Below are 24,163 nucleotides of genomic sequence, written 5' to 3'. Positions count from 1 at the left end.
TACATGAAAGCACTTGTATTTCCAGGGCAGGGTTCTCAGTTCGTAGGAATGGGAAAAGAATTGTATGATTCTAGAAAAGATATTAAAGATCTGATGGAATCTGCCAATGAAATTTTAGGTTTCGACATTCTTTCCATTATGTTTAACGGTACGGATGCGGATCTTAAGAAAACAGAGGTTACCCAGCCTTCAATATTTATACATTCAGTAGCAGCATTAAAAGCAGTAAATGGTCTTGGTGCCGAAATGGTAGCAGGACACTCTTTAGGAGAGTTTTCAGCTTTGGTTGCCAACGGAGTTTTATCCTTCGATGATGGTTTGAAATTAGTTTCTGAAAGAGCGAAAGCAATGCAGGAAGCTTGTGATGCAAATCCAAGTTCTATGGCAGCTATCTTAGGATTAGACGATGCTAAGGTTGAAGAAATCTGTGCACAGATCAGCGGAATTGTTGTTCCTGCAAATTATAACTGCCCGGGGCAATTGGTTATTTCAGGAGAAACTCCTGCAGTAGAAGAAGCTTGCGCAAAACTGAAAGAAGCAGGAGCTAAAAGAGCGTTGCTATTGCCAGTAAACGGAGCTTTCCACTCACCATTGATGCAGCCTGCACAGGAAAGACTGGCCGCAGCTATCGAAAAGACAAAATTTAGAAAAGCAACTATTCCTGTATACCAGAATATCACGACAACAGCGGTAACCAATCCTGATGAGATCAAACAAAACCTGATCGCTCAGCTTACCGGTCCAGTAAAATGGACACAGTCTGTTCAGAATATGATTAAAGATGGTGCCTCTAACTTCGTGGAAGTAGGACCGGGAAAAACCCTTCAGGGATTGATCAAAAAAATTGACGGATCAGTAGAAGCTACTTCTGCAATCTAAACAAAAAATATGAACGCGATATTTTCACCGGGCAAGCTTATGCTTACTTCAGAATATTTCGCAATAGATGGAGCTCTTGTCTTAGCGGTACCTACCAGGCTGGGACAAGAGTTTTTCTTTGAAGAAAAACAAGATGGAAAATCCCTTGTTCTTTGGGAAGCCTATCATCAGAATAAACTATGGTTGAAGGCTGTCATTGATTATAAAACCTGGCAGGTCTTAGAAACCAATATTCCATCAAGTGCTGAATTTATTACCAAAACATTACAGAATGTTCAGCTGCTTTCTAATAGTAAATTCAAAACTGATCTTACTTACCATTTAAAAACCAATCTTCAGTTTCCAGCGGATTATGGGCTTGGAAGCAGTTCTACGCTGATGAATAATCTTGCGGAATGGGCAGAGATTAATCCTTTCCATCTTAACTCTATCAGCTTGGGAGGAAGTGGATATGACATTGCAGTTGCAAAAGAAAAGTCCGCAGTGCTTTTCCAAAGTAAGCCTGAGATAAAATATGAGAAAGTAGATTTTAGTCCGTCCTTTAAAAATGAACTGATTTTTATTCATTTAAATCAGAAGCAGGATAGCAGAGAGGGAATCAATTTTTACAAGTCCAAAAAGAAGTCTCCGAAATTGGTTGACGAATTTTCAGATCTTACAAAAAAATATTGTTATGTCATGAATTGGAAAATTTTTCCGAATTAATGATGACTCATGAATATAAAATTGCCGATTTTCTTGAAATTCTCACAGTTAAGGAAAGGTTATTCTCAGATTGCCCTTCATTTGTCAAAAGTTTAGGCGCATGGGGGGGAGATTTTGTAATGAGTGCCAAATTTGGGGACTATAAGAACTATTTTTGGGAGAAAGGTTTTACAACAATTTTTGAATGGGAAAATATAATTGATTTGTAATCAGGTAGTTATAATCCTGTTTTTTTATTTGCCATTCTGACTTATATCAGTATATTTAAACCACCTTTAACAAATAATTAATATTATTTTGTTGAAAGCAATAAAGAAATAGAAAATATAAGTAAAATGAAAAACACTAAAATCATCCAGGATTTAGAGAAATTAGGGATTAAAGGAAACTATGAAGTAGTGTATAATCCTTCTTATGAAGAATTATATCAGGCTGAAGTTTCTCCTGAAAATCAGGGGTTTGAGAAAGCTGAGCTTACAGAATCAGGCGCAGTATCAGTAAAAACAGGAATTTTCACAGGTCGTTCACCTAAAGACAGATATATTGTTCAGGATGATGTTACAAGAGACACAATTTTCTGGGATGGTAAAGTAAACTTACCTACAACAGCAGAAATTTTCGGGTCTTGTAAAGAACTAGTGCTGAACCAGCTTGCAGAATCTAAAAAGATTTATGTAGTAGATACATTCTGCGGAACGAATGCGGATACGAGACTTAAAGTAAGATTTATCGTTGAAGTGGCATGGCAGGCGCATTTTGTTACTAATATGTTTATTCGTCCTTCTCATTACGAACTTGAAAACTTCGGTGAGCCGGATTTCACAGTAATCAACGGATCAAAGACTACCAACCCGAATTGGGAAGCTCAGGGATTAAACTCTGAAAACTTCATTATGTTCAACCTTACTGAAAAACTACAGATTATCGGAGGTACATGGTACGGAGGTGAAATGAAGAAAGGGATGTTTGCTATGATGAACTACTATCTTCCATTAAAAGGTATGGCTTCTATGCACTGTTCTGCTAACGTAGGAGAAAAAGGTGATGTAGCTTTATTCTTTGGTCTTTCAGGAACTGGTAAAACAACTTTATCGGCAGATCCTAAAAGATACCTTATCGGTGACGATGAGCACGGATGGGATAACAACGGAGTATTCAACTATGAAGGTGGATGCTACGCTAAAGTTATCGACTTATCTGCAGAAAAAGAACCGGATATCTTCGCTGCCATCAAGAGAGATGCTCTTCTTGAAAACGTTGTTGTTAACAATGGAGTAGCAGATTATACAGACGGATCTATCACTGAGAACACAAGAGTTTCTTATCCAATCTATCATATCAACAAAATTGTATTGCCGTCTAAAGCAGGTCATGCGAAAAAGATCGTTTATCTTTCAGCAGATGCATTCGGAGTACTTCCTCCGGTTTCTATCCTGAATGAAGATCAGGCGCAGTACCACTTCCTTTGCGGTTATACCTCAAAATTGGCAGGAACTGAAAGAGGAATTACAGAACCTCAACCATCTTTCTCACCTGCATTTGGTGAAGCATTCCTTACCTTACACCCGACAATGTATTCTAAAACATTAATCGGCAAAATGAAAGAGCACGGAGCTAAGGCTTATTTGGTAAACACAGGTTGGAATGGTACCGGAAAGAGAATTTCTCTTAAAGATACCAGAGCAATCATTGATGCCATCATTGACGGTTCTATTGATAATGCTCCTAAAACTCAGGTTCCAATTATGAACCTTGAAATTCCTACTGAATTGCCAAACGTTTCTACAGGTATTCTAGATCCTAGAGATACTTATGAGAGCGCTTCAGAATGGGAAGAAAAAGCAAAAGATCTTGCTTCAAGATATATCAAGAACTTTGAGCAGTATTGTGATACTGAAGAAGGTAAAAAATTAGTAGCTTCAGGACCTCAATTGCAGGAACAAACTATCTAATAGTTACCAATCAACATACAAAAAGCCTCATCAGTGATGAGGCTTTTTTTTTATTCATATTTTTTACAGTTTTCAATCAGCTCGTTCTGTTCATCCAGTTTTAGAACGGTTGATTTGATTGATTCTTCAGTGAGGTATTTTATAATCATAAAGTGTTTTGAAGAAAAGTAAGACTCTTTGTCCAATATTTTATCTAAATACTGAGGGGTAGTGAAGGTCATCCAATATTTTGTTTTGTCGGAAAATTCAATGGTTACTTCTATAGCATCAGATTTAATATTTTCAATTTCATCATCAATATGAATAGAAGTTATTTCCGGTTCATTGTTTAAACTAAAATAAAAATCAGAATACCACCTCAGTCTTCCTTCGTCATTCCAGATTCTTATATTTTCCGCATTTTTTTCTTCAACGATATAGTTTTTTCTTTTCGTCAATTGCCCGGAATATATTCCAATGTCTTTGCAATAAACCTTATCTTTTATCTTCATAAATTACTCTGATACTTATCCATAATTATCTGTAGAAATCTGTGCAATTCATGGGAAAAGGATAAGTAACAAAATTACTTCAAGCTTAATAAAGCCAGCCTATATCCATCCATTCCAAAGCCTGATAAAACGGCATCTGTATTGGCTGCCGTTACAGATTTCTGTCGGAATTCCTCTCTTTTATAAATGTTACTGATATGTACTTCTACTTTTGGCTTGCGAATGTTTTTCAAGCAATCAGCAATAGCATAAGAATAATGAGTAAAAGCTCCGGGGTTAATTACTAAGGCATCAAAATCATCCTCCTGAAGTCTGTTGATAAGTTCTCCTTCAATATTAGACTGGTAATATTTTAATTCATGGGTCTGGAACTCGGATCTTAAATTTTCCAAATAGCTTTCCATAGAAACATTTCCATAGATTTCCGGTTCTCTTGTGCCTAACAGATTGAGGTTAGGGCCGTTGATGATCAAAACTTTCATACCATAAAATTAAAAACTTTTTTCAATTAAAGATTAAAAATTTCTGGACAGATTTAATTTGTTGTATTGAATTATTGATAATGATATTTGTCATGTTTAAGAAAGTGGTAAAGCTTGTAACTCTTTACTGTGATGGATTTTATTAAAAAATTACGTTAATTTTTGAAAATTTATCATGAAAAATAAATAAGTCTACTTGTTTTGTAGACTAAAAGTTTTTAGCTTTGCAACCATATTTCGATCGGCTTATAAAGAAAGATGGAGGGAACTGACCCTGTGAAGTCTTGACAACCTACCCGTGGGGCAAGGTGTTACGTTCAGCCTTTTAAGGAAAAATAAGCATTTGGTTTATCGTATTTATCGATGCCCTTTGCTGGTTTTTCTGCAAAGGGCTAAATTTTAATATATGATAAATAAAATTGATTATGATTAGCAAAAATTTATTCAATTCTAAAGCCTGGATACCTCCGGTTGCCGCTTTTTTTCTGGGAGTAACCAGTGTAAGTGCACAGAATTCCAGACCGAAAAAAGATAGCCTTCATGAAAAGGAGATTGATGAAGTAGTAGTGGTGGCTTACGGAAAAGCTAAAAGAAACAGCTATACCGGCTCTGTAGCTACCATTTCAAGTGATAAGATTAATAACAGACCTGTAACCAATATCACCAAAGCATTGGAAGGGCAGGTTGCAGGGATTCAGACCACCAGTGCGTCAGGACAGCCAGGTGCGGTTTCTACCATCAGAATCAGAGGTATTGGTTCCATCAGTGCTTCCAGTGATCCTTTATACGTAGTGGACGGAATTCCTTTTGATGGAAACCTGAACTCCATCAGCCCAAGCGATATTGAATCTATAAGTGTTTTGAAAGACGCTACAGCAAGTGCTTTGTATGGTTCAAGAGGAGCAAACGGGATTATTATCATCACTACAAAATCAGGAAAAAAAGGAGAAGCCAGAGTTAATTTTAATATCAGCCAGGGATTCTCAGGAAGAGCTGTCAAAGATTATGAACAGGTAAACACAGATCAATACTTTCAATTATATTGGGAAGCATTAAGAAACGGATATCAATCCGGCAAAGTTTCCTCTCAGCAGGCTGCTCAGATGGCAACGGATAATCTTGTTTCTACCCTTGGAATTAATCCATATGGAACTGCTTATCCAAAACCGGTGGGAACAGATGGAAAACTATTGCCTGGTGCATCGCCACTCTGGAATGACGATTGGAGAGATGTTTTACAGAGAGTGGCATCAAGAAACCAGATGGATCTTGATATCAGCGGAGGTAGTGATAAAAGTAATTACTTCTTTTCACTAGGGTATCTGGATGATAAAGGGATGGCGATTGAATCCGGTTTTAAAAGATATAATACCAGATTAAAAATCAATTCGGAAGTGAAGAAATGGTTAAATGTTGGAGTCAACTTAAGCTATACCAACAGTATTCAGCAGGCACCAACTTCTTCAGATTCCAAGGCGAGCAATATCATCAATGCCGCAAGGTTTATTCCTTCTTTCTATCCTTATTATGAAAGAAATGCTGACGGAACTTACGTTTTAGATGCTGACGGAAATCCGATTTATGATTTTGGAAAGTACAGGCCCACAAATGCACTTCAAAATCAGAATGCGGCTGCAACTTTACCATTAGACAAAAACGAAAATAAAGAAGATAACTTTTCAGGAAAAGGATTCATGGAATTCACTTTCCTGCCGGAACTGAAATTCAAAACAAGCTTCTCAGTTGATTTGGTGAATTATAACGGTCATTATTATTCAAATCCATTACTTGGGCAAGGAGCGGAAATTGGAGGTTCAGTGACGAAAACCAATACCAGAACACTATCTTATACAACCAGTAATATCCTTACGTACGATAAAAAGTTTGGAAAGCATCACGTTAATGCACTGGCAGGACACGAATTCTACAAATACGATTATCAGACGATTTCAGGAACAAGAAGTCAGTTTTCACTGCCTTATTACTATGAGCCGGATGCTGCTTCTCTGCTGGGAAGTTTCAGTGGAAACAGTAATAAATTAAGCTTATTGAGTTTCCTTGGAAAAGTAGAGTATGACTACAATAATACTTACTTTTTATCTGCATCGGGAAGAGCAGACAGCTCTTCGAGATTTGAAAAAGATAACAGATGGGGGAGATTCTGGTCAGTAGGAGGTTCATGGAAAATATCCAATGAGGAATTTATTAAAAGCCTGAATGTATTCAATCAATTGACATTGCGTGCCAGCTATGGAGGACAAGGAAATGATAAATTACTTAGACCTAACGGACAACCGCTTTATTATGCTTATCAGGAGCTGTACAGATTTATCAGCCTTGGCGGAGAACCGGGTACAACTCTTGAAAAGACTTCCACTAATAATGTGAAATGGGAAACCAACCTTAATTTAAACGTAGGATTGGAATTCGCTATTTTGAATAACAGAGTTAAAGGGAATATCGAATACTTCAAAAGAAAAAGCCAGGATCTTCTGTTTAATATGCCGGTGGCACCATCGTTGGGTATCAGTGATTATCCTGCCAATATCGGAACCATTCAGAATACAGGATTTGAATTTTCACTATTCACAACCCCTGTTAAAACTGAGGATTTCCAATGGAATGTTGATGTTAACCTAAGCACTTTAAACAACAAAGTAACCAAATTACCGGGAGGTTCTCTTGTGGTGGGAACAAAGTTATTAACGGTAGGAGGTTCTGTATATGATTTCTTTATTCCGGAATGGGTGGGTGTAGATCCAGGCAATGGAAAGCCATTGTGGAAAACAGTTTCTACCGATGCTAGTGGAAATTCAGTGGAAGGAACTACTTCGGAATACTCAAAAGCAACAAAACTATTACAAGGTTCCGCATTGCCGAAACTGACAGGAGGAATCAGTACAAGCATTACCTATAAGAATTTTGACTTTTCAGGATTACTGACATTCAAAATCGGGGGTAAAATTTTAGATACAGATTATACTTCCATCATGCATAACGGAAGTGCGGGAGGACGTGCGTGGAGTTCTGAAATACTGAACAGATGGACACCGGATAATCCATATACAGATGTTCCCGCATTGAGCACAACAACGAATAACTGGACTTCAACGTCTTCAAGATTCCTGTATTCAGGTACTTATGCAAGACTTAAAAATGTAAGCTTGGGATATACACTTCCTGAGGATTATTTTGAGAAAATAGGATTGAAAAAATTCAGAATTTATATTCAGGCAGAAAACCTTCTGACCTTCTATAAACATAAAGGAATGGATCCTGAGCAGGCTTTGGACGGAACCACGTATTACAGATATCCTGCCATGAGAACCATCACTTTTGGTCTTCAGGCAACTCTTTAACCTTTTAAAATTGAAACAATGAAAAAATTAAAATACATATCATTTGTACTTATCGGATTTTTGTCGTTGGCAAGCTGCGAAAGCGAGCTGGATACAGCTCCTACTGATCAGGCCAGTAGTGTAGAAGTTTTCAAAACAGCCGAAAGTGCTGAGACGGTAGTGAACGGTACCTGGGCAAAATTTAATAATGACGGAACAACCTATGCCAATATCGGGTATTCCACTGTGTTGAGAGCCAGTGATGCCATGGGAAGTGATGTGGCAGTATTGACCAACAAATATGGTTTCGCTTCTACCTATGCCTTTACAGAAATGGTGAACAGTACAGCAAGCCGCCCGCTATTTATCTGGACGATGTTGTATTCTACTATCAATAATATGAATAATGTGATTACAAGAATTGATGGAACGGAAGGCAGCCAAGAGAAAAAGGATCAGGTGAAAGGACAGGCAAAAGCCTTACGTGCTTTCTGTTACCTGAATCTGGCGAGCTTTTATCAGTTCAGCTATCTTAAAGACAAATCAGCGTTGACAGCCCCGATTTATACAGAACCTTCCACAACAAGCACAGTAGGGAAGAAGAGAGCAAGCCTTGAAGAAATTTATACTTTGATTAAAAGTGATCTTACCGACGCCGATAACCTGTTGAAAAATTATACAAGAAATAATAAGGATAAGATCAACCGTGCTGTAGTGAACGGGCTTTTAGCAAGAACTTACCTGAATACAGGTGAGTGGAGTAAAGCTTCAGCATCTGCGAAAATTGCAAGAGAAGGTTTCCCTTTGATGGCTCCGGAAAAATATAAGGATGGATTCAATGATATCAACAATGCAGAATGGATCTGGGGACACGGTCAGACTCAGGAGCAATCTGATGCGAGCTATGCCTTCCACTATCTTGATGTATATTCATCAGGAAGTTATTATTATAGCTTTATGGCGGATCCTTATTTTAAAGACTTTTTGATACTAATGATATCAGATCTCAATTGTTTTCATGGGATGGACAGAAAGGAAGAGAAGGATTGCTGAGGTATGCAAAGTTTAAGTTTAAACCAACTCTTATTGCTGATATCGTCTACATGAGAGCTGCGGAAATGTATCTGATTGAAGCTGAAGCTGAAGCCAGAAACGGAAATGTCTCCCAGGCTGTAGCAGCGCTGAATCAGTTGAAATCAGCAAGAAATGCCAATGTTTATAATGGTTCATTAGCACAGAATGCCGTGGTAGATGCAGTGTTGATTGAAAGAAGAAAAGAATTGTTTGGAGAAGGTTTCTCTCTTTCAGATATTATCAGAACGCAGGGTACAGTAGTAAGAAAACCGTTTGTAGATGCTGATGGAAAACCTATAAAAGTTCAGATTACTACACCGGACGGAACTGTGAAAACAGTAGACGGTAAAGGGCATTCTGTTCTTGATTTCCCGGATAAATCTGCTTTTGTACCGAACAGCAATTATTACTTATTCAATATTCCACAAAGGGAATTTGAGAATAATCCGAATTTATGAGATATAGTCCATAATTAGATTGATTTTTTAAGCCACTGCTTTTGCGGTGGTTTTTTTTCAGTATTTTTTTCAAAAAATATTATCTCCATAAATCATAATTTCAAAAGCATTTCGGAATGTTATAATCACTTATACCCCCCAAATACAATAAAAAAATCCTGTGTCAATGGACACAGGATTTTAAGAAATATTAAAATTAGCATATAATATAAAGTATAAACTTTTGTCTCAAAAAAGTATCAATTCCAAACAATAAATATCTATTAAGAATGATTTAATTATCAACTGTATAGGTTCACATTTTTCCTATTTTTTTCTTAATTTCATCTACCTTCCTAACATCTTTTTCAACTCCAATTCCATTCCTATAAATCTCTTGAAGTTTAGACATATAATTAATATCATTTAAATTAGCTCCTTTTTCCAAATATTTTAAAGTTTCAGACTTTGCCTTTTGATTAATTTTTGCGAAATCTGTAATATCATAATACTCATTATTGTTATTCATTGCATGATTAAAACCCGGCAACTATTGTAAGTCATTTATTTTTTTTGATTTTGAATCATAGAATTTCCAATTATTTCCATCTATTAATATATACTCAAGAGAATCTGTTTTAATCCCTTTGTTGTTTTCAAAAACTTCATTATAGTAAATATCATTTTTTTTATCATAATTAATTTGACAAATAATTTTATTTTTCAGAACTCCATTTTTTTTAGTGATCTTTGAAATATAGTTTTTTTCAGAAGAAAAATATGGAACATACTCTTTAGTCAAAGTAGTTTGATTGCCATAGTTTGATTCTTTAGATTTGTATAAAATATTAAGTTTAACTTTAATTTTATTATTAATTGGAGAAACATTCATATAATATACAACGGAACATCCTGTTCCACACCGTCCATTGTAAAAGTAATCCCATTGATTTTCATTTTTTTTTACAATGCTATCTTTGCCATAATAACTTCCGATATTCTTGATACTATCAATAATCACATCATTTTTAGTTAGAAATAATGTTGATTTTCTATTTAATTCATCGAATTTAGTGTAAAAATTATATCCTGTAGAAGTGGTTTTACAACTATTAATAAATGAATACACAAAGATTATTAAGATTATTTTTTTTAAGGCCATTTTTTATTAGGATTTGCGTATTTAAAAAAAGTTGTTTGTCCAATCTCAGCCGCAATTACATATATGCCACGGTTGTATTGTCGCCAATTATAACCAATATCACTCCTGTCTTTTTGCCAAGTTGCGTTCCACATATAAGCACCATTTGTTATACCTGGTCTTAAATGCCACCAATTAGAAAGTGCCTTAGAAGCTCCTAAAAATCGAGAATAATAAATATTATCAGATTTCATATGAAGTAGATCGGAAAATTTCATATCCATTATTTTATTATAAATACTTCCTCCTATAGCATCATACTGATCTGCGCCTCCAACATTATCAATGAACCCGCCTGTCAAATCTGCTCCTTTATGATCAAGTCTATTCAAAATGACTTCGCCAATTCCTTGAGCTTCAGAAACATTATTTGAAGATTCTCCTATGACAGTAGCGTAATATTCTTGCATTCCCTCGTAATCATAAGTTTTACCATTTATTGTATAAGTTTTCTTTGTAGGGTCACCCATCAAGTGCATCCCGTGGTTTAACCCGGCGACAAAACCTCCAATAGCAACTCCTTCCCAGAAGTTTCCTCCAGTCAATTCAGAAGCTACACCTCCCAACACCATACCTGATACTACTGTTCCTGCGGCACTATTAGCAAAACTACCTGCAAGCCCTCCAAACAAAGAAGCTCCCCAACTTCCTGATGCTCCACTCGCAAAACCATGAGCAAAGTTTGCTCCCTGCATTAAAGATAAAGTACCTTGTGCAAAACCATGTACTAATCCCTGAGCCATCGCATTTGCCACTTTATCTGTTAAAGTGAGTACAGTTCCTGCGGCAGGGGTAAATGCACTACCTATTCCAAAGGTGACCGCTCCGCTTACACCTCCCCAGAACATAGATTTCAACGCTCCACCCAACTGCCATTTACCACCACTTATAGCGACTCCTAAAGAATAGGCTGCCAAACCAACAGCTGTACCAATAATTGCTGCTGTAATTACTCCTCCCCAGAAAAGACTTACTCCCCACGCTGCAACAAATGCAAAAACAAAAACCTCTCCATTCGGATCGCTATACATTAGCGGATTATTCATCACATATCCATACTTGTTGTAGTTTTGGGTATTTGTCGGATCCTGAATATTCTCATCTGCATTTAAGAACCTTCTTAATAACGGATCATACAGTCTTCCGTTCATATGAATAATTCCTACTTCTGCAAAATGCTCATGACTTGTATAGCCTCTTTCTAATAATAACGAGGCATTGTCAATTATATTTTTATCGGTGATAATGGCTCCGTTTCCTATTTGAAGATGGGTGAAATTACCCCATGCATCAAAATGCCTTTGTTCCAGCTTATTTCCGGCTTCATCACTGATTGCTAAAATGCTTCCAATATAATCTTTATGCAAAAATTTGTAAGAACCGCTATTCTCTGTAAAGTTTTTTAAATATACAATATTTGATTCATAAGGAGTACCTCCAATATAAAGAATGTGTTTTTCCTTTCCGGTTGTATTATCTTTTATTACTTCATAACTCCCATCTTCACTGTAATATTTCGTGAACTTTCCTTCACCATCATTACTAAAATTACCTCCATAGGTTACTCTTTGTCTCATACTCGTTAAGCCATACTGGAAGGCCACATCTCCTTTCATTCCGTCGATGAAAACAGGGTCGTTGTTCTCATTATAGATAATGCTTTGTATTAAATCATTATTATAGTTCTGTTCTCCGGCAGCATTCAACGTCATTCCTGTCGGTTGGTAGATTTTGGTTGAATTCTCAAACTTGATCGTTCCTACCTGATCGTTTTGAGTAATTCTTCCTTTAACGTCATAAACATTTCTGTTGGTTGTAGGTTTGATTCCGGTAACCGGATTTGTCCAGTTGACCAAACGATTATTATCATCATAATCAAAAGACTCTACAATATTGAAATCTCCTCCTGTAGTTCTGTTTTTCAGTTCGTTTTTGATCGCATCGAATGAATAGGAGAGTTGCAGAATAGAAGGCTTTATAGCCGATGAATGATTCACATTTGTCAGGAAACCATTGACATCATAGATATTGTTAATATCTGCTGCCCCTAATTTAGATTTAAGTACCTGCCCTTTAGCATTGGTTTCTTTAAGTTCCCACAATATCTTGCCTGATGACTTATCTTTAACCTGATATAACTCACCACTCCATGCGCTGTAAATATTCTCAATCTGAACTTTAGTAAGAACTCCGGAAGAATAGAGTTGCTTTTCATAAGAGGTTACTCTGGCTTTATCATCATAGCTGATTCCATTTTGGATAAAATATTTTCCGTTGCTGCTTTCTGAAGATGATAATAATCTTCCTTGTAGATCATAAGAAATATTAGAGCTGTAAGCCTGTCCTTTGGAAGTTCCTGATTTAGAAATAAGTCTACCTTTATTATCGTATGAATATGAAATCAATTTGTTAGTTGCCTGTCCTCCGTCTGCCGTTGAAATTTCTTTTTGGGAAATTAACTGTCCTAAATTATTGTAGGTATATTCTTTAGTTCCTTTAGGGCTTGTAATTTTCTTTGCTTGTCCAAAGCCATCATATTCATACTTATACGTACCATTGGATGGATCATTAAACTCTGATTTTCTACCCCAAGAGTCATACTTGTTGGTTACAATATTCTCACCATATTGCGCTTTTATTTGTTCGCCTGCCGCATTATAAGTAAACTGAATTGTTCCTCCTTTATCTGTTGAAGAAACTACATTACCTAAAGCATCGGTGGTCTTGGAGAAGGTTCTTCCATAACCGTTTAATTCCTTTATGTTTGTAGTAAACCCAGAAACAGAAGTTTCCATTTTCTTTCCATTGAATGATGTGGCAGTCACTTTTGTAGGGAATACTGTGTCGTCATAAGCAATGAGATTCCACGGACCACCTAAGCCATCAGGACTAAAGGTAAATTCGGATTCAGAGGTTTTTCTTCCCAAAGCATCATATAAAATAGTTTTGGTAATATATTGCCCTTGTCCAAAAGCTTTAGTGGATGTTTTATATTCTTGTCCCAATTTATTGGTAAACTTTTTCGAAATATCTCCATCAGGGTCATTTTGAGTAACAATAATATTGGAATTATTATCTTTTTCGTACTGGTAAGTAATTGTTCCTGATAAATTAGTTTTAGAAGTTAATATTTTGCCCCACCCATCATATGTATTGGTAAGAACATTTCCTAATGGATCAGTTTGAGTTAAAATCTGCCCCCAATCATTATAAGTAATATTGGTCTCTAACCCTAAGTTATCAGTTTTTTTCACTACAAATCTTCCTTTAGGATCATAACTACTCGTGGTAGTCTGAGTTTGAGAATCAATACTGTTGCTTATTACTTTTCCGGTAACATTTCCAAATCCATCATAATTATATGTTTCAAGCAAGTATCGGGTGTTATCACGATTCCAGGTTTTTAGAGTTTTTACAAGGTTATTTTCATAAATATATTCTTCCTTCGATGATTTGGTATCGCCATATGCCTGTACTACATTAATCTTTGATTTTGGTCGCCCAATATAATAATCTGACCCAATTCCTGAAGGGTTGTGGATGTATTCAGATGTTGAAGTTGTAATAGCATATCCATTATTGACGTTCGATACACTTTGTGATGGAAGATAATAATTTCCATAAGTTATAGTACTTTCGGTAATTGTACCTGTTAAAAAGTCTTTAACTCTACTGATCTTAGGAGCAACAACAGTTACCACTTTAGGCTTATCTGAATCAGCAACTGTGCTCACCACCTGACCATTTAGTAATTTATCTATTTGATAGTTAGTAGATTTAAAACTTAACAACTGGGTATTATTCTCTGAAATATCCGCAGGAAATATCTGGTTTTCATTATTCGTTCTGATAGACCATTCTTTTACCGGAGCTCCTTCCTTTAAAGGATCCATTTCTGTTCCTGACCATATTTTGGTCTTCTCAAACCCATCGGCATACCATGAAGATCGGGCAGCTTGACGAAAACCGATTACTCCCTTTCCGTGTAAATTAGCTATATATCCCCTGTATCTGAAATCTTGTTTTCGAACAGTCTGCCCATCAGTTTGACGAATTTGGGAAACACCAAAAGCCTGGGATAACCTGTCCATTTCGACAAATGGATATTGTTCTTTTTTTACCGGAGCATAAATACTAGAATTAACAGAAGGATCAAGTTCTTTATAATCTATATAATAATCTTGCGATCCCTGTGATATTAATGAAACATTTTTATCAGGATTGAGACTATAATGTTTATAACTTATGATTTTTCTCTCATAATTACCATTAATTCCCTTTACAAGAAATAATATTTTGGAAGAAGTACTATTAATCCTAAAATCTCCAAATATAGGACTAATTATAGCCTCATTTCTTGTAGAATTATAAAGTGTTTTTTCCGTAAATGACCATTTGAATTGTGTATTATTAGGATCATATTTGGCTTCATTATAACTTTGAACATACCAGTTTGTATAAGGTTGATTATTTGGATAGAAAGTTACAACAGAGTTAACAATCTCACTTTTTCCATCATTGTCTAAATCAAGCAATTTCGGGGTAGAAAAAGAATTGGCCCCAACAGCAGTTACATCAAAGGGTCTGTAAAACATAAGCCCCTGAATACTTTCTTCCAAGGCATTTCCTGTATTCAAGTAAATTGACCACCCCGCAAGAACAGTAACTCCGACAAAATTATGTACTGGTAATAATACTTCAATATTCTTATCACCATTTAAATCCCCAAATTGAATCCCATCAATTATTCCCTTTATGGAATATGTCTTTTTTAAATTGAGCGTATAATTATTATTTACTTTCTTTAATTCATACTGATGTAAATTATTGAGTGGAGTGTCAACGGTCTTGACAACAGGAGAAGGTTGCGTATAGTCTTTTGTATAATAGCTAACACTAACATTGGTATTGACTGGATCAACAAACATCACATCCTGTTTTCCATCATTATCAAAATCTACAATTCCCCCTTTACTTAAAATATTTTTAGGAGTTGTCTCCGGAATAATGCTGATTGTATTATTTTGTATATTATTATTATCTATAACTACATATCTATAACCCAATGTCTTACATTGCCATCTTCCTTTAGGTGGGTCAGGTACAATGACCACATATTTACATTTTTTATCGTTTAATGACAAAAGTAATTCAGACACTCCATCAGAATCAATATCCACTTCCCTCATATTTGAAGGATGAGCGACATTCATTCCCCCTATATATTCGGGGTCAGTTTCAGGTGGATATAAAGAATCAGCATACCCATAGCTTCCTGATTGTATTGTTTTAGCATATTCTAAAACAAGAGGATTATTATAAGTATTGAGAACTGATCCGTCAGTTTTGATTGAATAATATTTAAGTTCTATATCCCCTGAAGAAGGAGGGTTATATCCTGCATTATTTTTTGAAATTATAAGCCCCTGCTTTGTTTTAATGTAATTGTCTGCCGATTTTATGTTAAATGTTGTAAAGCTACTGCCTGGCCAATAAGTGCTTGATGGCCCCAAATAAACAAAAGAAGGGCTGCTGTTGTTGATAGCATCAAAATAAATATAATATCCTTCAGGTCTTCCATTTTGTGCAGGTTGCATTACAATGAAATCCACTAAACCGTCTCCATTATAATCCCCTGTTGTAATAACATTATTATAATCCCCAAAATCATATTCATTAGAGCTTGTACCCATTGTGGCTGAAGAAAAAACTATAGGATTGGCTTCTTTCCCTTCTGAGTTATATTCAATAATCTTTTCAACAAAATTATAATTAACTTTATTATTAGAATCATTATTAACTATATTTTGTGTTTCGGAATATTGAATTGAATAACTTTTAAACGGAGAACCGTTAGCTTTAACTTTTATTTGATCTAATATTTTATCTTGTTTGAATAATATTCCTTTCAAATAAGATGTTTCGATAATCTTTCTTGGTAAATAAGTAAATTCAATGGTATTGAAATGAGGTTTATTCAAAGTTTCATTTCCACCCCAAGTAATACTTGAAATTACTGCCACATTATTAGAGTTGTTCTGAGTGTAATTATAGGTAATATAATTTCCCTGCGCATCTTTCCATTTTACAATATTATATTCCAATGGCGTTCTTGCTGTACCATTTCCGGAAGCGATTGTCCCATACCATGACTGAGAACCATCCTCAAAAGTTACCTCCCAATATTCAGGCCCTTTCCATGCTTGTCCTGATATGGAACCAAAAGATTTTATCTTAATATTGGAATACTTCTCCGTTATATATTCAGCTCCATCTTTACCATATTCACCTGATTTTAAAATTAATCTTTGACCATTAAAGCTGTAATAATCAGAATAATCCATTTGTATTCCTTTAGCTTCTGCATCTTTATCAATTGTTTTTCCGGTTCTTGAAATAGAGGTAAGACCTGAAATATTCCAGCCATAACCTGCAATTCCATTGGAAGAACCGCTGGTATACATCAAATTAATTTGTGGAGCAATGCTTTTCACCCCGGGAGGTAAAGCAATAGGTAAAGTAAATTGTAATTGTCCAGCTCCGTTAACTTCAATATTCCCCTTTGTATCATGAAAACTCTTTCCATCCGGTGCTGTCGTTCCCGATGGATTAGTTGCTCCTGCATTTGAATCGGTAGGACCACCGCCCGGATTCTCCGTTGCTGGACCAATTTTAGCTATAAATGGATTTGATGAGCTGGAAGAGGCTCGAAATCCTGGTGCCAGTACCACTGTTTGTGGATCCTGAACCGTTCTTGAGGTACTCTCTGCCTGATACAGTATGGTCTGTGAAAAGCCCAATACCGAACATAAGGACAGTATGAATGATGAAAATACTTGTATTTTCTTATCGTAAAGTTTCATGGTTATCTATCGTTTGGTGATGTTTTTACTAAAAACTCTGCCGTCTTTTAGGGTAAAGCGCACAACATACACTCCCCAGTCATAACCAGTCATATTGATTTTAACCTGACGGTTTAAGTCCGGGATATTCTGTTGCTGGAATTTCCAGTGAATTGTACTGTGCTGATACAATGAAACGGATTCTATAAGCCCATCCACTTCCTCTGTCCAGTCTATGGTAAGATAGTCATTAACAGGAACCGGGTACAGGCGTATTTGTTTTAGGAATGTTTTTTCATCAATAACAGGAGTTTGTCGGGTAACAGCTGCTACCTTTGACTCTTTTAAAACCATTCCTTCGGCTTGTTTGCCAGCAGCGTCGATTCCCCTGTATCGCTGGTTTCCGGCCTCATCATATTTGAAATACACTTCGGTTTGGGAAAAGCCGAAGAATCCTATCATCAGCGATGATAGTGAGAGTAATTTTCTTTTCATTTATGGTTATTTTTGTGTTGATAAGAGTTGCTGAACCTGCTGCTCAAGTTTTTCAATTTTAGCAGATTGGGCTTTTAAAGCTTCATTTTCATCCTTAAGATGTTTCAGTTGATCTGACTGTTGCTTTATTTGTTTATTCTGATCAATTGAGTATAATGTAAGTTCTTCTATTTTTTGTAATAGTTTGATCTGGAATTCGCCTACATTTACACCCTCCTTTTCCATTACTTTAGCAGAAGCAATTTCAGGAAGGTGTTTCTTCTCTTTGATGTGTTTTTCAACTTCTTCTAATTTTGGGAGATCGTATTTTTCATCAAATACAAAATCGGCAGTAGGAGTTAATGTCACTTTTACTTCTTTTGCCTCAAATTTACCCTGTAATAATGCATTTCCTGTAAGGGAAATCTTCATTATTTCATTCATAGTAACAGGTGAATTTAATGCTACTTTCTGCTTTGGAGTAGCAAGAAAGCTAAATCCAGTCTCATCTAAAGTAATTGCACTTTTTTCTAAATTTAGTAATCCTGTACTAGATAGCCATCCGGGACTTACATCATTTGCTTTTACACCGAAACTCATATAAGTTGAATTGGAACTTCGCAAAGCTCCCCAATTGTTCATAGAACCATCAGCATATCGTATCGAAAAAGCATTAATTCCTACTACAGAATCCCCTGCTCCAGTTATAATATTTCCAGCTACATCAAGTTTAGCTAAAGGAGAGTCTGTCCCGATTCCAACATATCCGTTACTATCATTAATAACAAGCTTTCGACCTGTATAGTCTCCTTTAGAAACGACCCATTGGCTGCCATGCACGTCTCCAAAAAACCATCCATTTTCTCCGTTAAGAGCTTGTGTTTGAATACCTCTTATAAAACCACCATCATTGATGCTTCTTTTTAAGTATAAGGTAGGTGAGTAGGCCTGTATAGTCACCTCAGAAAATGTTTGCTGTTGCTGTGCAAATGCAAAAGATGAAGCCAATATGGCTAATGAGAATAATTTTGTTTTCATAATTAAATTTATTTTTAGTAAAACTATAATCAGGAAGCGACAAATTGCGTCGTGTTTAATAATAGTTTTATTGTTTTCAAAAAAAAGCTATTTGTTATTTGCAAATTTATAAAAAAAGCAATCTTGTTTTGGTTATATTTTTTAATATTAATATTTTTTAATAAAAAGTGTTTAATTTTGTGTTTTGTTTGGTGTGAATTCTGTTTTGTTGTTTTTTGTTATAGTAATTACTTATTTGATGAATTTTTTTAGCTGAAATTCCTTATTGAAAATGGAAATGAAGCTAAAAATTATGGTTTTATAGGCAAGTTATATGAAGACGGATCTCAATTTTACAAAAAATCTCTACCTTTGTACCATGAACCTCTTAAGATGGATACTGGCAATTTATTTCATGGCGCTATCATTGATGCCATGTGCTGATGTGTCTCATCCACAGAATTCCGGGAATAAAATAGTTTCCCTGAGTGTTCAGGAAAACCATTCAAAAGAAAAAGGAGATATCTGTTCTCCGCTGTGTGCATGCAGTTGTTGTCAGATAACGGTTTCAGCATTTAAAATGGATCCTTTATTGGAAATTCCTGAGCAGGCTCCTGCTTACTTTTCAAAGAAGATTTTATTCCACAAAAACGACTTTGCTTATCAGGTTTACGATCCTATCTGGCAGCCTCCTAAAATTTAATTTTTATTGATTTTCAGAAAGTTATGCTTTCTAATACTTATTCGTGCTTGAAACTTTGCAATACCATTGCAGAGTTTTTCAGGATATTTTTGCTGCAGTATTTTATACTGTGTGCATTCACTTTTCAATAAAAATTAAATACAAATCGTGTTAGATAAAATTATAAAATTCAGTATCAAAAACAAGGTGATCATTGGATTGATGACGTTGGTGCTGATCATCTGGGGAACATGGAGTGCCACCAGATTACCGATAGATGCTGTACCGGATATCACCAATAACCAGGTACAGATTATTACCGTATGTCCTACATTGGCAGGACAGGAAGTGGAACAGCTGGTGACCTTTCCTATTGAACAGAGTATTGCCAATGTTCCCGATATTCAGGAAACAAGAAGTATTTCAAGATTTGGGCTTTCTGTGATTACAGTAGTGTTCAAAGAAAATGTAGATGTTTACTTTGCGAGACAGCTTATCAATGAACAGCTTAAAAATGCTGTAGAAGAAATTCCCAAAGGCGTAGGAACTCCCGAGCTGGCTCCTGTAAGTACGGGTCTTGGAGAAGTCTATCAGTATATTCTTCACCCTAAAAAAGGAAGCGAAAAGAAATACAATGCCAAAGAGCTCCGTACCATGCAGGACTGGATCGTTCGCAGACAACTGAACGGAACACCGGGAGTAGCGGAGATCAACAGTTTTGGTGGTGAATTAAAACAATATGAAGTGGCTATTGATCCCAATCGCTTAAAGGCAATGGGAACAAGCATCACCGAAATTTTTACAGCGCTTGAAAAAAACAATCAGAATACAGGAGGAGCTTATATTGATAAAAAACCCAACGCCTATTTCATCCGTGGAATTGGTCTGGTTACCTCTTTGGAAGACATTAAAAACATTGCGGTTAAAAATGAAACAGGAAGCGTTCCGATTTTTATAAAAGATGTTGCTGATGTTCGTTTAGGAAGTGCCGTTCGCTACGGGGCATTAACCTATGACGGAAAAGTAGATGCTGTAGGTGGAGTAGTCATGATGCTGAAAGGGGCCAATAGTAATGAAGTGGTCAGCAATATCAAAGCAAAAATTCCGACAATACAGAAATCCCTTCCGGATGATGTCATTATAGAGCCATTTCTCGACAGAACAGATCTTGTGGACAGAGCGATCAATACTGTTGAGAAAAACCTCATCGAAGGAGCTCTGATCGTTATTTTCGTTCTTGTGATTTTCTTGGAAACCTGAGAGCGGGACTTATCGTGGCTTCGGCCATTCCGCTTTCTTTGTTATTTGCTTTAGGAATGATGAATGTTTTCGGGGTAAGCGCCAATCTGATGAGCCTTGGAGCCATAGACTTCGGGTTGATTGTAGATGGTGCCGTGATTATTGTAGAAGCAACCCTGCATCATTTAGGCGTAAGGAAATCTACCCGTGCTTTGACACAGTCTGAAATGGATGAAGAAGTATTTCTTTCTGCCTCAAAGATCAGAAGCAGTGCGGCCTTCGGAGAAATCATCATTCTTATCGTATACATCCCGATTCTTACTCTTGCAGGCGTAGAAGGAAAAATGTTTACTCCAATGGCAAAAACAGTAGGATTCGCCATTCTGGGAGCATTGATTCTTTCTCTGACTTATATTCCGATGATCAGCGCTTTGTTTTTATCTAAGAAAATATCCCACAAAGAAACCTTCTCTGATAAAATGATGAACCGTCTGCAAAAGGTATATCAGCCCTTATTGCAGAAAGCTATCAAAGTAAAATATATTATCGTGTCAGCAACGGCTGTAGTGTTCCTTATCTCTGCTTTTATCTTTAAAAATATGGGTGGGGAGTTTATCCCGCAGCTGCAGGAAGGAGATTTTGCATTCCATTGTATTTTACCGCAGGGAAGCTCACTGAGTCAGAGTATAGAAACCTCCATGCAGGCATCAAGAATTATCAAACAGTTTGATGAGGTGAAAATGGTAGTTGGGAAAACCGGTTCTGCTGAGGTTCCTACAGATCCTATGCCTCCTGAAGCAACCGATATGATCGTAGTATTAAAACCGCAAAGTGAATGGAAAACCAAGAAATCCTACAACGAACTCGCGGATGAGATCAGTGAAAAACTGGAAACCATTCCAGGAGTATTTTTTGAGAAAAACCAGCCTATTCAGATGCGTTTCAATGAGTTGATGACCGGGATCAGACAGGATGTGGCGGTAAAAATCTTTGGAGAAAATCTGGATTCTTTGGCAGTGTATGCTGATAAAGTAGGAAAAATCATTCAGACGGTAGATGGAGCTACGACGCCTCAGATTGAAAGAGTAAGTGGTCTTCCACAAATCAATGTTCAGTATGACAGAACAAGAATAGCCAATTACGGATTGAATATCGAAGATGTCAACAATGCAGTAAGTACAGCCTTTGCAGGAAAAGCTGCCGGACAGGTATTTGAAAATGAAAGACGTTTTGATCTGGTTGTCCGCCTGGACAGTCTTCACAGAACAGATATTTCAGATGTGAATAATCTGATGATCACTTCTGCTACCGGAGCCCAGATTCCACTCTCGCAGGTGGCGAATATAAGCTACAAATTAGGGCCGGCACAGATCAGCCGTGAACAGGGAAAACGTAGAATCGTTATTGGCTTCAATGTGAAAGACCGTGACGTGGAAAGTGTAGTGAAAGATATTCAGGCAAAACTGGAGAAAGTGAAACTGCCTTCAGGATACTACTTTACCTACGGAGGTCAGTTTGAAAACCTGCAGGAAGCAAGCCAACGTCTGATGATCGCTGTTCCGGTATCATTGCTTCTGATTTTTATGCTTCTGTATTTTACTTTCCGCTCATTCAAGCAGGCTGCATTGATCTTTACAGCTATTCCTATGAGTGCGATTGGTGGTGTATTTGCCCTTCTGGTAAGAGATATGCCTTTCAGTATCAGTGCCGGAATCGGATTTATTGCCCTTTTTGGAGTAGCAGTTCTTAACGGAATTGTTTTGATCGGAACATTCAATCAGTTAGAAAAAGAAGGCGAAACGGATATTCTGGAAAGAGTATTTGAAGGAACAAAAACCAGATTAAGGCCTGTATTGATGACGGCTACTGTAGCTTCACTAGGATTTTTACCAATGGCTATTTCCACCGGAGCCGGAGCTGAGGTACAGAAACCTTTAGCTACGGTAGTGATTGGTGGTTTGGTAACTGCAACATTCCTAACATTATTCGTTTTGCCGATGCTGTACATTATTTTTAACACAAAGATTTTGAAAAGAAAGAATAATAATACGGGAATGATTACTGCCGTTTTGGTGGTAGGATTCATGATGGTGGGACAGACTTTTAACGCACAGTCCAGACCAATTTCCATAGAACAGGCGGTAGAACAGGCAGTGAACAATAATTTAACCCTGCAGTCAAAAGACTTAAGCATTAAATCCGCTGAAGCATTAAGGGCAACTGCAAAAGAACTCCCGAAATTAAGTTTTGAAGCTCAGCTTGGTCAGTACAACAGCCCAAAGTTTGACCAATCGTTTGCGATCTCACAGAGTATTCCTTTTCCAACACTTTTTAAAGCAAGAAAAGATTTAATCAGTGAGAATATCAAAAGCAAGCAGATTGATAAGGAAATTACAGCCAATGAGCTGATAAAGCAGGTTCGTACCTATTATTACCAGATTGAATATCTTCAGTATAATAAAGCCCAGCTGACCAGTCTTGATCAATATTATGAAGAGTTTATCAGAATTGCAACCGTGAGATTTAAAGCAGGGGATATCAAGAAAATTGAGATCAGTACTGCAGAAACCCAGAAAGGGGAAATTGATCTGCTGCTCAGACAAAATGAAGTCTATCTGAATAATGCCTATAAGAATTTAAAAACTCTGATGAATACTTCGGAAGATATTGAGGTTCCGTTTAACAAAGATTATGCTCCTTTAAAAGCAGAAAATGTCCTCGACAGTGCTGTGGTTGCCAACAATCCTACGGTAAAAGCTTTTTACCAGGAAATGGAAATCGCCGAAAAAAACAAGAAAGTTGAAAAATCACTGGGGCTGCCAGATTTCAGTTTGGGATACACCAATCAGTCTTTGATAGGTCTGCATACCATTAACGGACAGGAGAATTTTTATAATTCAGGAAAACGTTTTCAGTCAGCAACAGTAGGAGTAGCAATACCGTTAACATTTGGAGCGACGAAAGCAAGAATTCAGGCGCTCGAATATGAAAAACAGGTCGCTGAAACCAATGCTAAAATGCAGCAGAAACAGCTTTCTGCTCAGTTGGAAAATGCCTTCAGCCAGTATCAGCAGGATTTACAGCAGTATGATTACTATACAAGCCAGGCATTGCCTAACGCAGAGAAAATTGTAAAAGCAGCTCAGCTAGGATATAAAACAGGAGAAATTTCCTATGTGGAATATCTTTTTGCCCTGCAGACTGCCACAAATATCCAGCTGAAATATCTGGAATCCATCCAGCAGGTGAACCAATCTGTAGTTACTATTAACTCCATTATAAACAAATAATATGAAGTCGCTGCTTATAAAACTTTATACCGTATCAATAAAAACAATGGTATACAGCAT

At 36.6% G+C, this 24,163-nt stretch carries 13 protein-coding genes, 2 pseudogenes and 1 riboswitch; of the genes and pseudogenes, 8 read left to right on the top strand and 7 right to left on the bottom strand.

Annotated elements, in window-relative coordinates:
* The first annotated feature begins 3 nt into the window (after positions 1-3).
* The 3 genes and pseudogenes from fabD to pckA all read left to right on the top strand — a co-directional run bounded on the left by fabD (position 4) and on the right by pckA (position 3,536).
* Positions 4-879, top strand: a complete 876-nt coding sequence (fabD, locus tag KBP46_RS13105) for an ACP S-malonyltransferase (RefSeq protein WP_079240177.1) — start codon at positions 4-6, stop codon at positions 877-879.
* Positions 880-888: 9 nt separating this feature from the next.
* Positions 889-1,793, top strand: a pseudogene (locus KBP46_RS13100) (GYDIA family GHMP kinase).
* 126 nt (positions 1,794-1,919) lie between these two features.
* On the top strand, positions 1,920-3,536 hold the full coding sequence (gene pckA, locus KBP46_RS13095; RefSeq protein WP_062673465.1) for a phosphoenolpyruvate carboxykinase (ATP): 1,617 nt from the start codon (positions 1,920-1,922) through the stop codon (positions 3,534-3,536).
* 50 nt (positions 3,537-3,586) lie between these two features.
* Here the strand turns inward: pckA and KBP46_RS13090 are convergent, their stop codons facing one another.
* Positions 3,587-4,027, bottom strand: coding sequence for a hypothetical protein (locus KBP46_RS13090; protein ID WP_062673466.1), 441 nt, complete (start codon positions 4,025-4,027; stop codon positions 3,587-3,589).
* A 74-nt stretch (positions 4,028-4,101) separates the two neighbouring features.
* Positions 4,102-4,509: a type II 3-dehydroquinate dehydratase gene (locus tag KBP46_RS13085; protein WP_120232549.1), complete on the bottom strand. Its 408-nt coding sequence runs from the start codon at positions 4,507-4,509 to the stop codon at positions 4,102-4,104.
* Positions 4,510-4,752: 243 nt separating this feature from the next.
* Positions 4,753-4,851, top strand: a riboswitch (SAM riboswitch).
* An 83-nt stretch (positions 4,852-4,934) separates the two neighbouring features.
* On the opposite strand from KBP46_RS13085, the gene KBP46_RS13080 reads away from it, so the two are divergent.
* From KBP46_RS13080 to KBP46_RS23765, 3 genes are read left to right on the top strand one after another with little or no spacing between them, the layout of a single operon-like run.
* Positions 4,935-7,868: a TonB-dependent receptor gene (locus tag KBP46_RS13080; protein ID WP_216443441.1), complete on the top strand. Its 2,934-nt coding sequence runs from the start codon at positions 4,935-4,937 to the stop codon at positions 7,866-7,868.
* An 18-nt stretch (positions 7,869-7,886) separates the two neighbouring features.
* Positions 7,887-8,900: a RagB/SusD family nutrient uptake outer membrane protein gene (locus KBP46_RS13075; RefSeq protein WP_253297038.1), complete on the top strand. Its 1,014-nt coding sequence runs from the start codon at positions 7,887-7,889 to the stop codon at positions 8,898-8,900.
* Entirely contained in the window at positions 8,858-9,379 is a 522-nt protein-coding gene (locus KBP46_RS23765; protein WP_253297037.1) for a RagB/SusD family nutrient uptake outer membrane protein, read from the top strand. Before KBP46_RS13075 ends, KBP46_RS23765 begins: the two co-directional genes overlap by 43 nt.
* A gap of 295 nt (positions 9,380-9,674) precedes the next feature.
* Here KBP46_RS23765 and KBP46_RS13070 read toward each other — a convergent pair whose 3' ends face one another.
* The 5 genes from KBP46_RS13070 to KBP46_RS23760 are packed head-to-tail and all read right to left on the bottom strand — an operon-like array spanning position 9,675 to position 18,913.
* Entirely contained in the window at positions 9,675-9,887 is a 213-nt protein-coding gene (locus KBP46_RS13070) for a hypothetical protein (protein ID WP_216443440.1), read from the bottom strand.
* A gap of 21 nt (positions 9,888-9,908) precedes the next feature.
* Positions 9,909-10,520: a hypothetical protein gene (locus KBP46_RS13065; RefSeq protein ID WP_216443439.1), complete on the bottom strand. Its 612-nt coding sequence runs from the start codon at positions 10,518-10,520 to the stop codon at positions 9,909-9,911.
* Positions 10,511-17,422, bottom strand: a complete 6,912-nt coding sequence (locus KBP46_RS13060) for a SpvB/TcaC N-terminal domain-containing protein (protein WP_216443438.1) — start codon at positions 17,420-17,422, stop codon at positions 10,511-10,513. Before KBP46_RS13060 ends, KBP46_RS13065 begins: the two co-directional genes overlap by 10 nt.
* A 6-nt stretch (positions 17,423-17,428) precedes the next feature.
* Complete coding sequence (locus tag KBP46_RS13055) at positions 17,429-17,896, bottom strand: hypothetical protein (protein ID WP_216443437.1); 468 nt, start codon at positions 17,894-17,896, stop codon at positions 17,429-17,431.
* 6 nt (positions 17,897-17,902) lie between these two features.
* Entirely contained in the window at positions 17,903-18,913 is a 1,011-nt protein-coding gene (locus KBP46_RS23760; protein ID WP_253297036.1) for a hypothetical protein, read from the bottom strand.
* A gap of 358 nt (positions 18,914-19,271) precedes the next feature.
* Here KBP46_RS23760 and KBP46_RS13045 point away from each other — a divergent pair, with 358 nt between their 5' ends.
* Complete coding sequence (locus tag KBP46_RS13045; RefSeq protein ID WP_216443436.1) at positions 19,272-19,595, top strand: DUF6660 family protein; 324 nt, start codon at positions 19,272-19,274, stop codon at positions 19,593-19,595.
* A gap of 147 nt (positions 19,596-19,742) precedes the next feature.
* A pseudogene (locus tag KBP46_RS13040) lies at positions 19,743-24,103 on the top strand (CusA/CzcA family heavy metal efflux RND transporter).
* The last annotated feature ends 60 nt before the right edge of the window (positions 24,104-24,163 follow it).

Origin of the sequence: Chryseobacterium sp. PCH239 (genome assembly GCF_018924625.1) — a bacterium.
GTDB classification, from domain to species: domain Bacteria; phylum Bacteroidota; class Bacteroidia; order Flavobacteriales; family Weeksellaceae; genus Chryseobacterium; species Chryseobacterium cucumeris.
The sequence above is the reverse complement of the archived record's forward strand: the minus strand, read 5'-3'. Positions and strand labels throughout refer to the sequence as shown.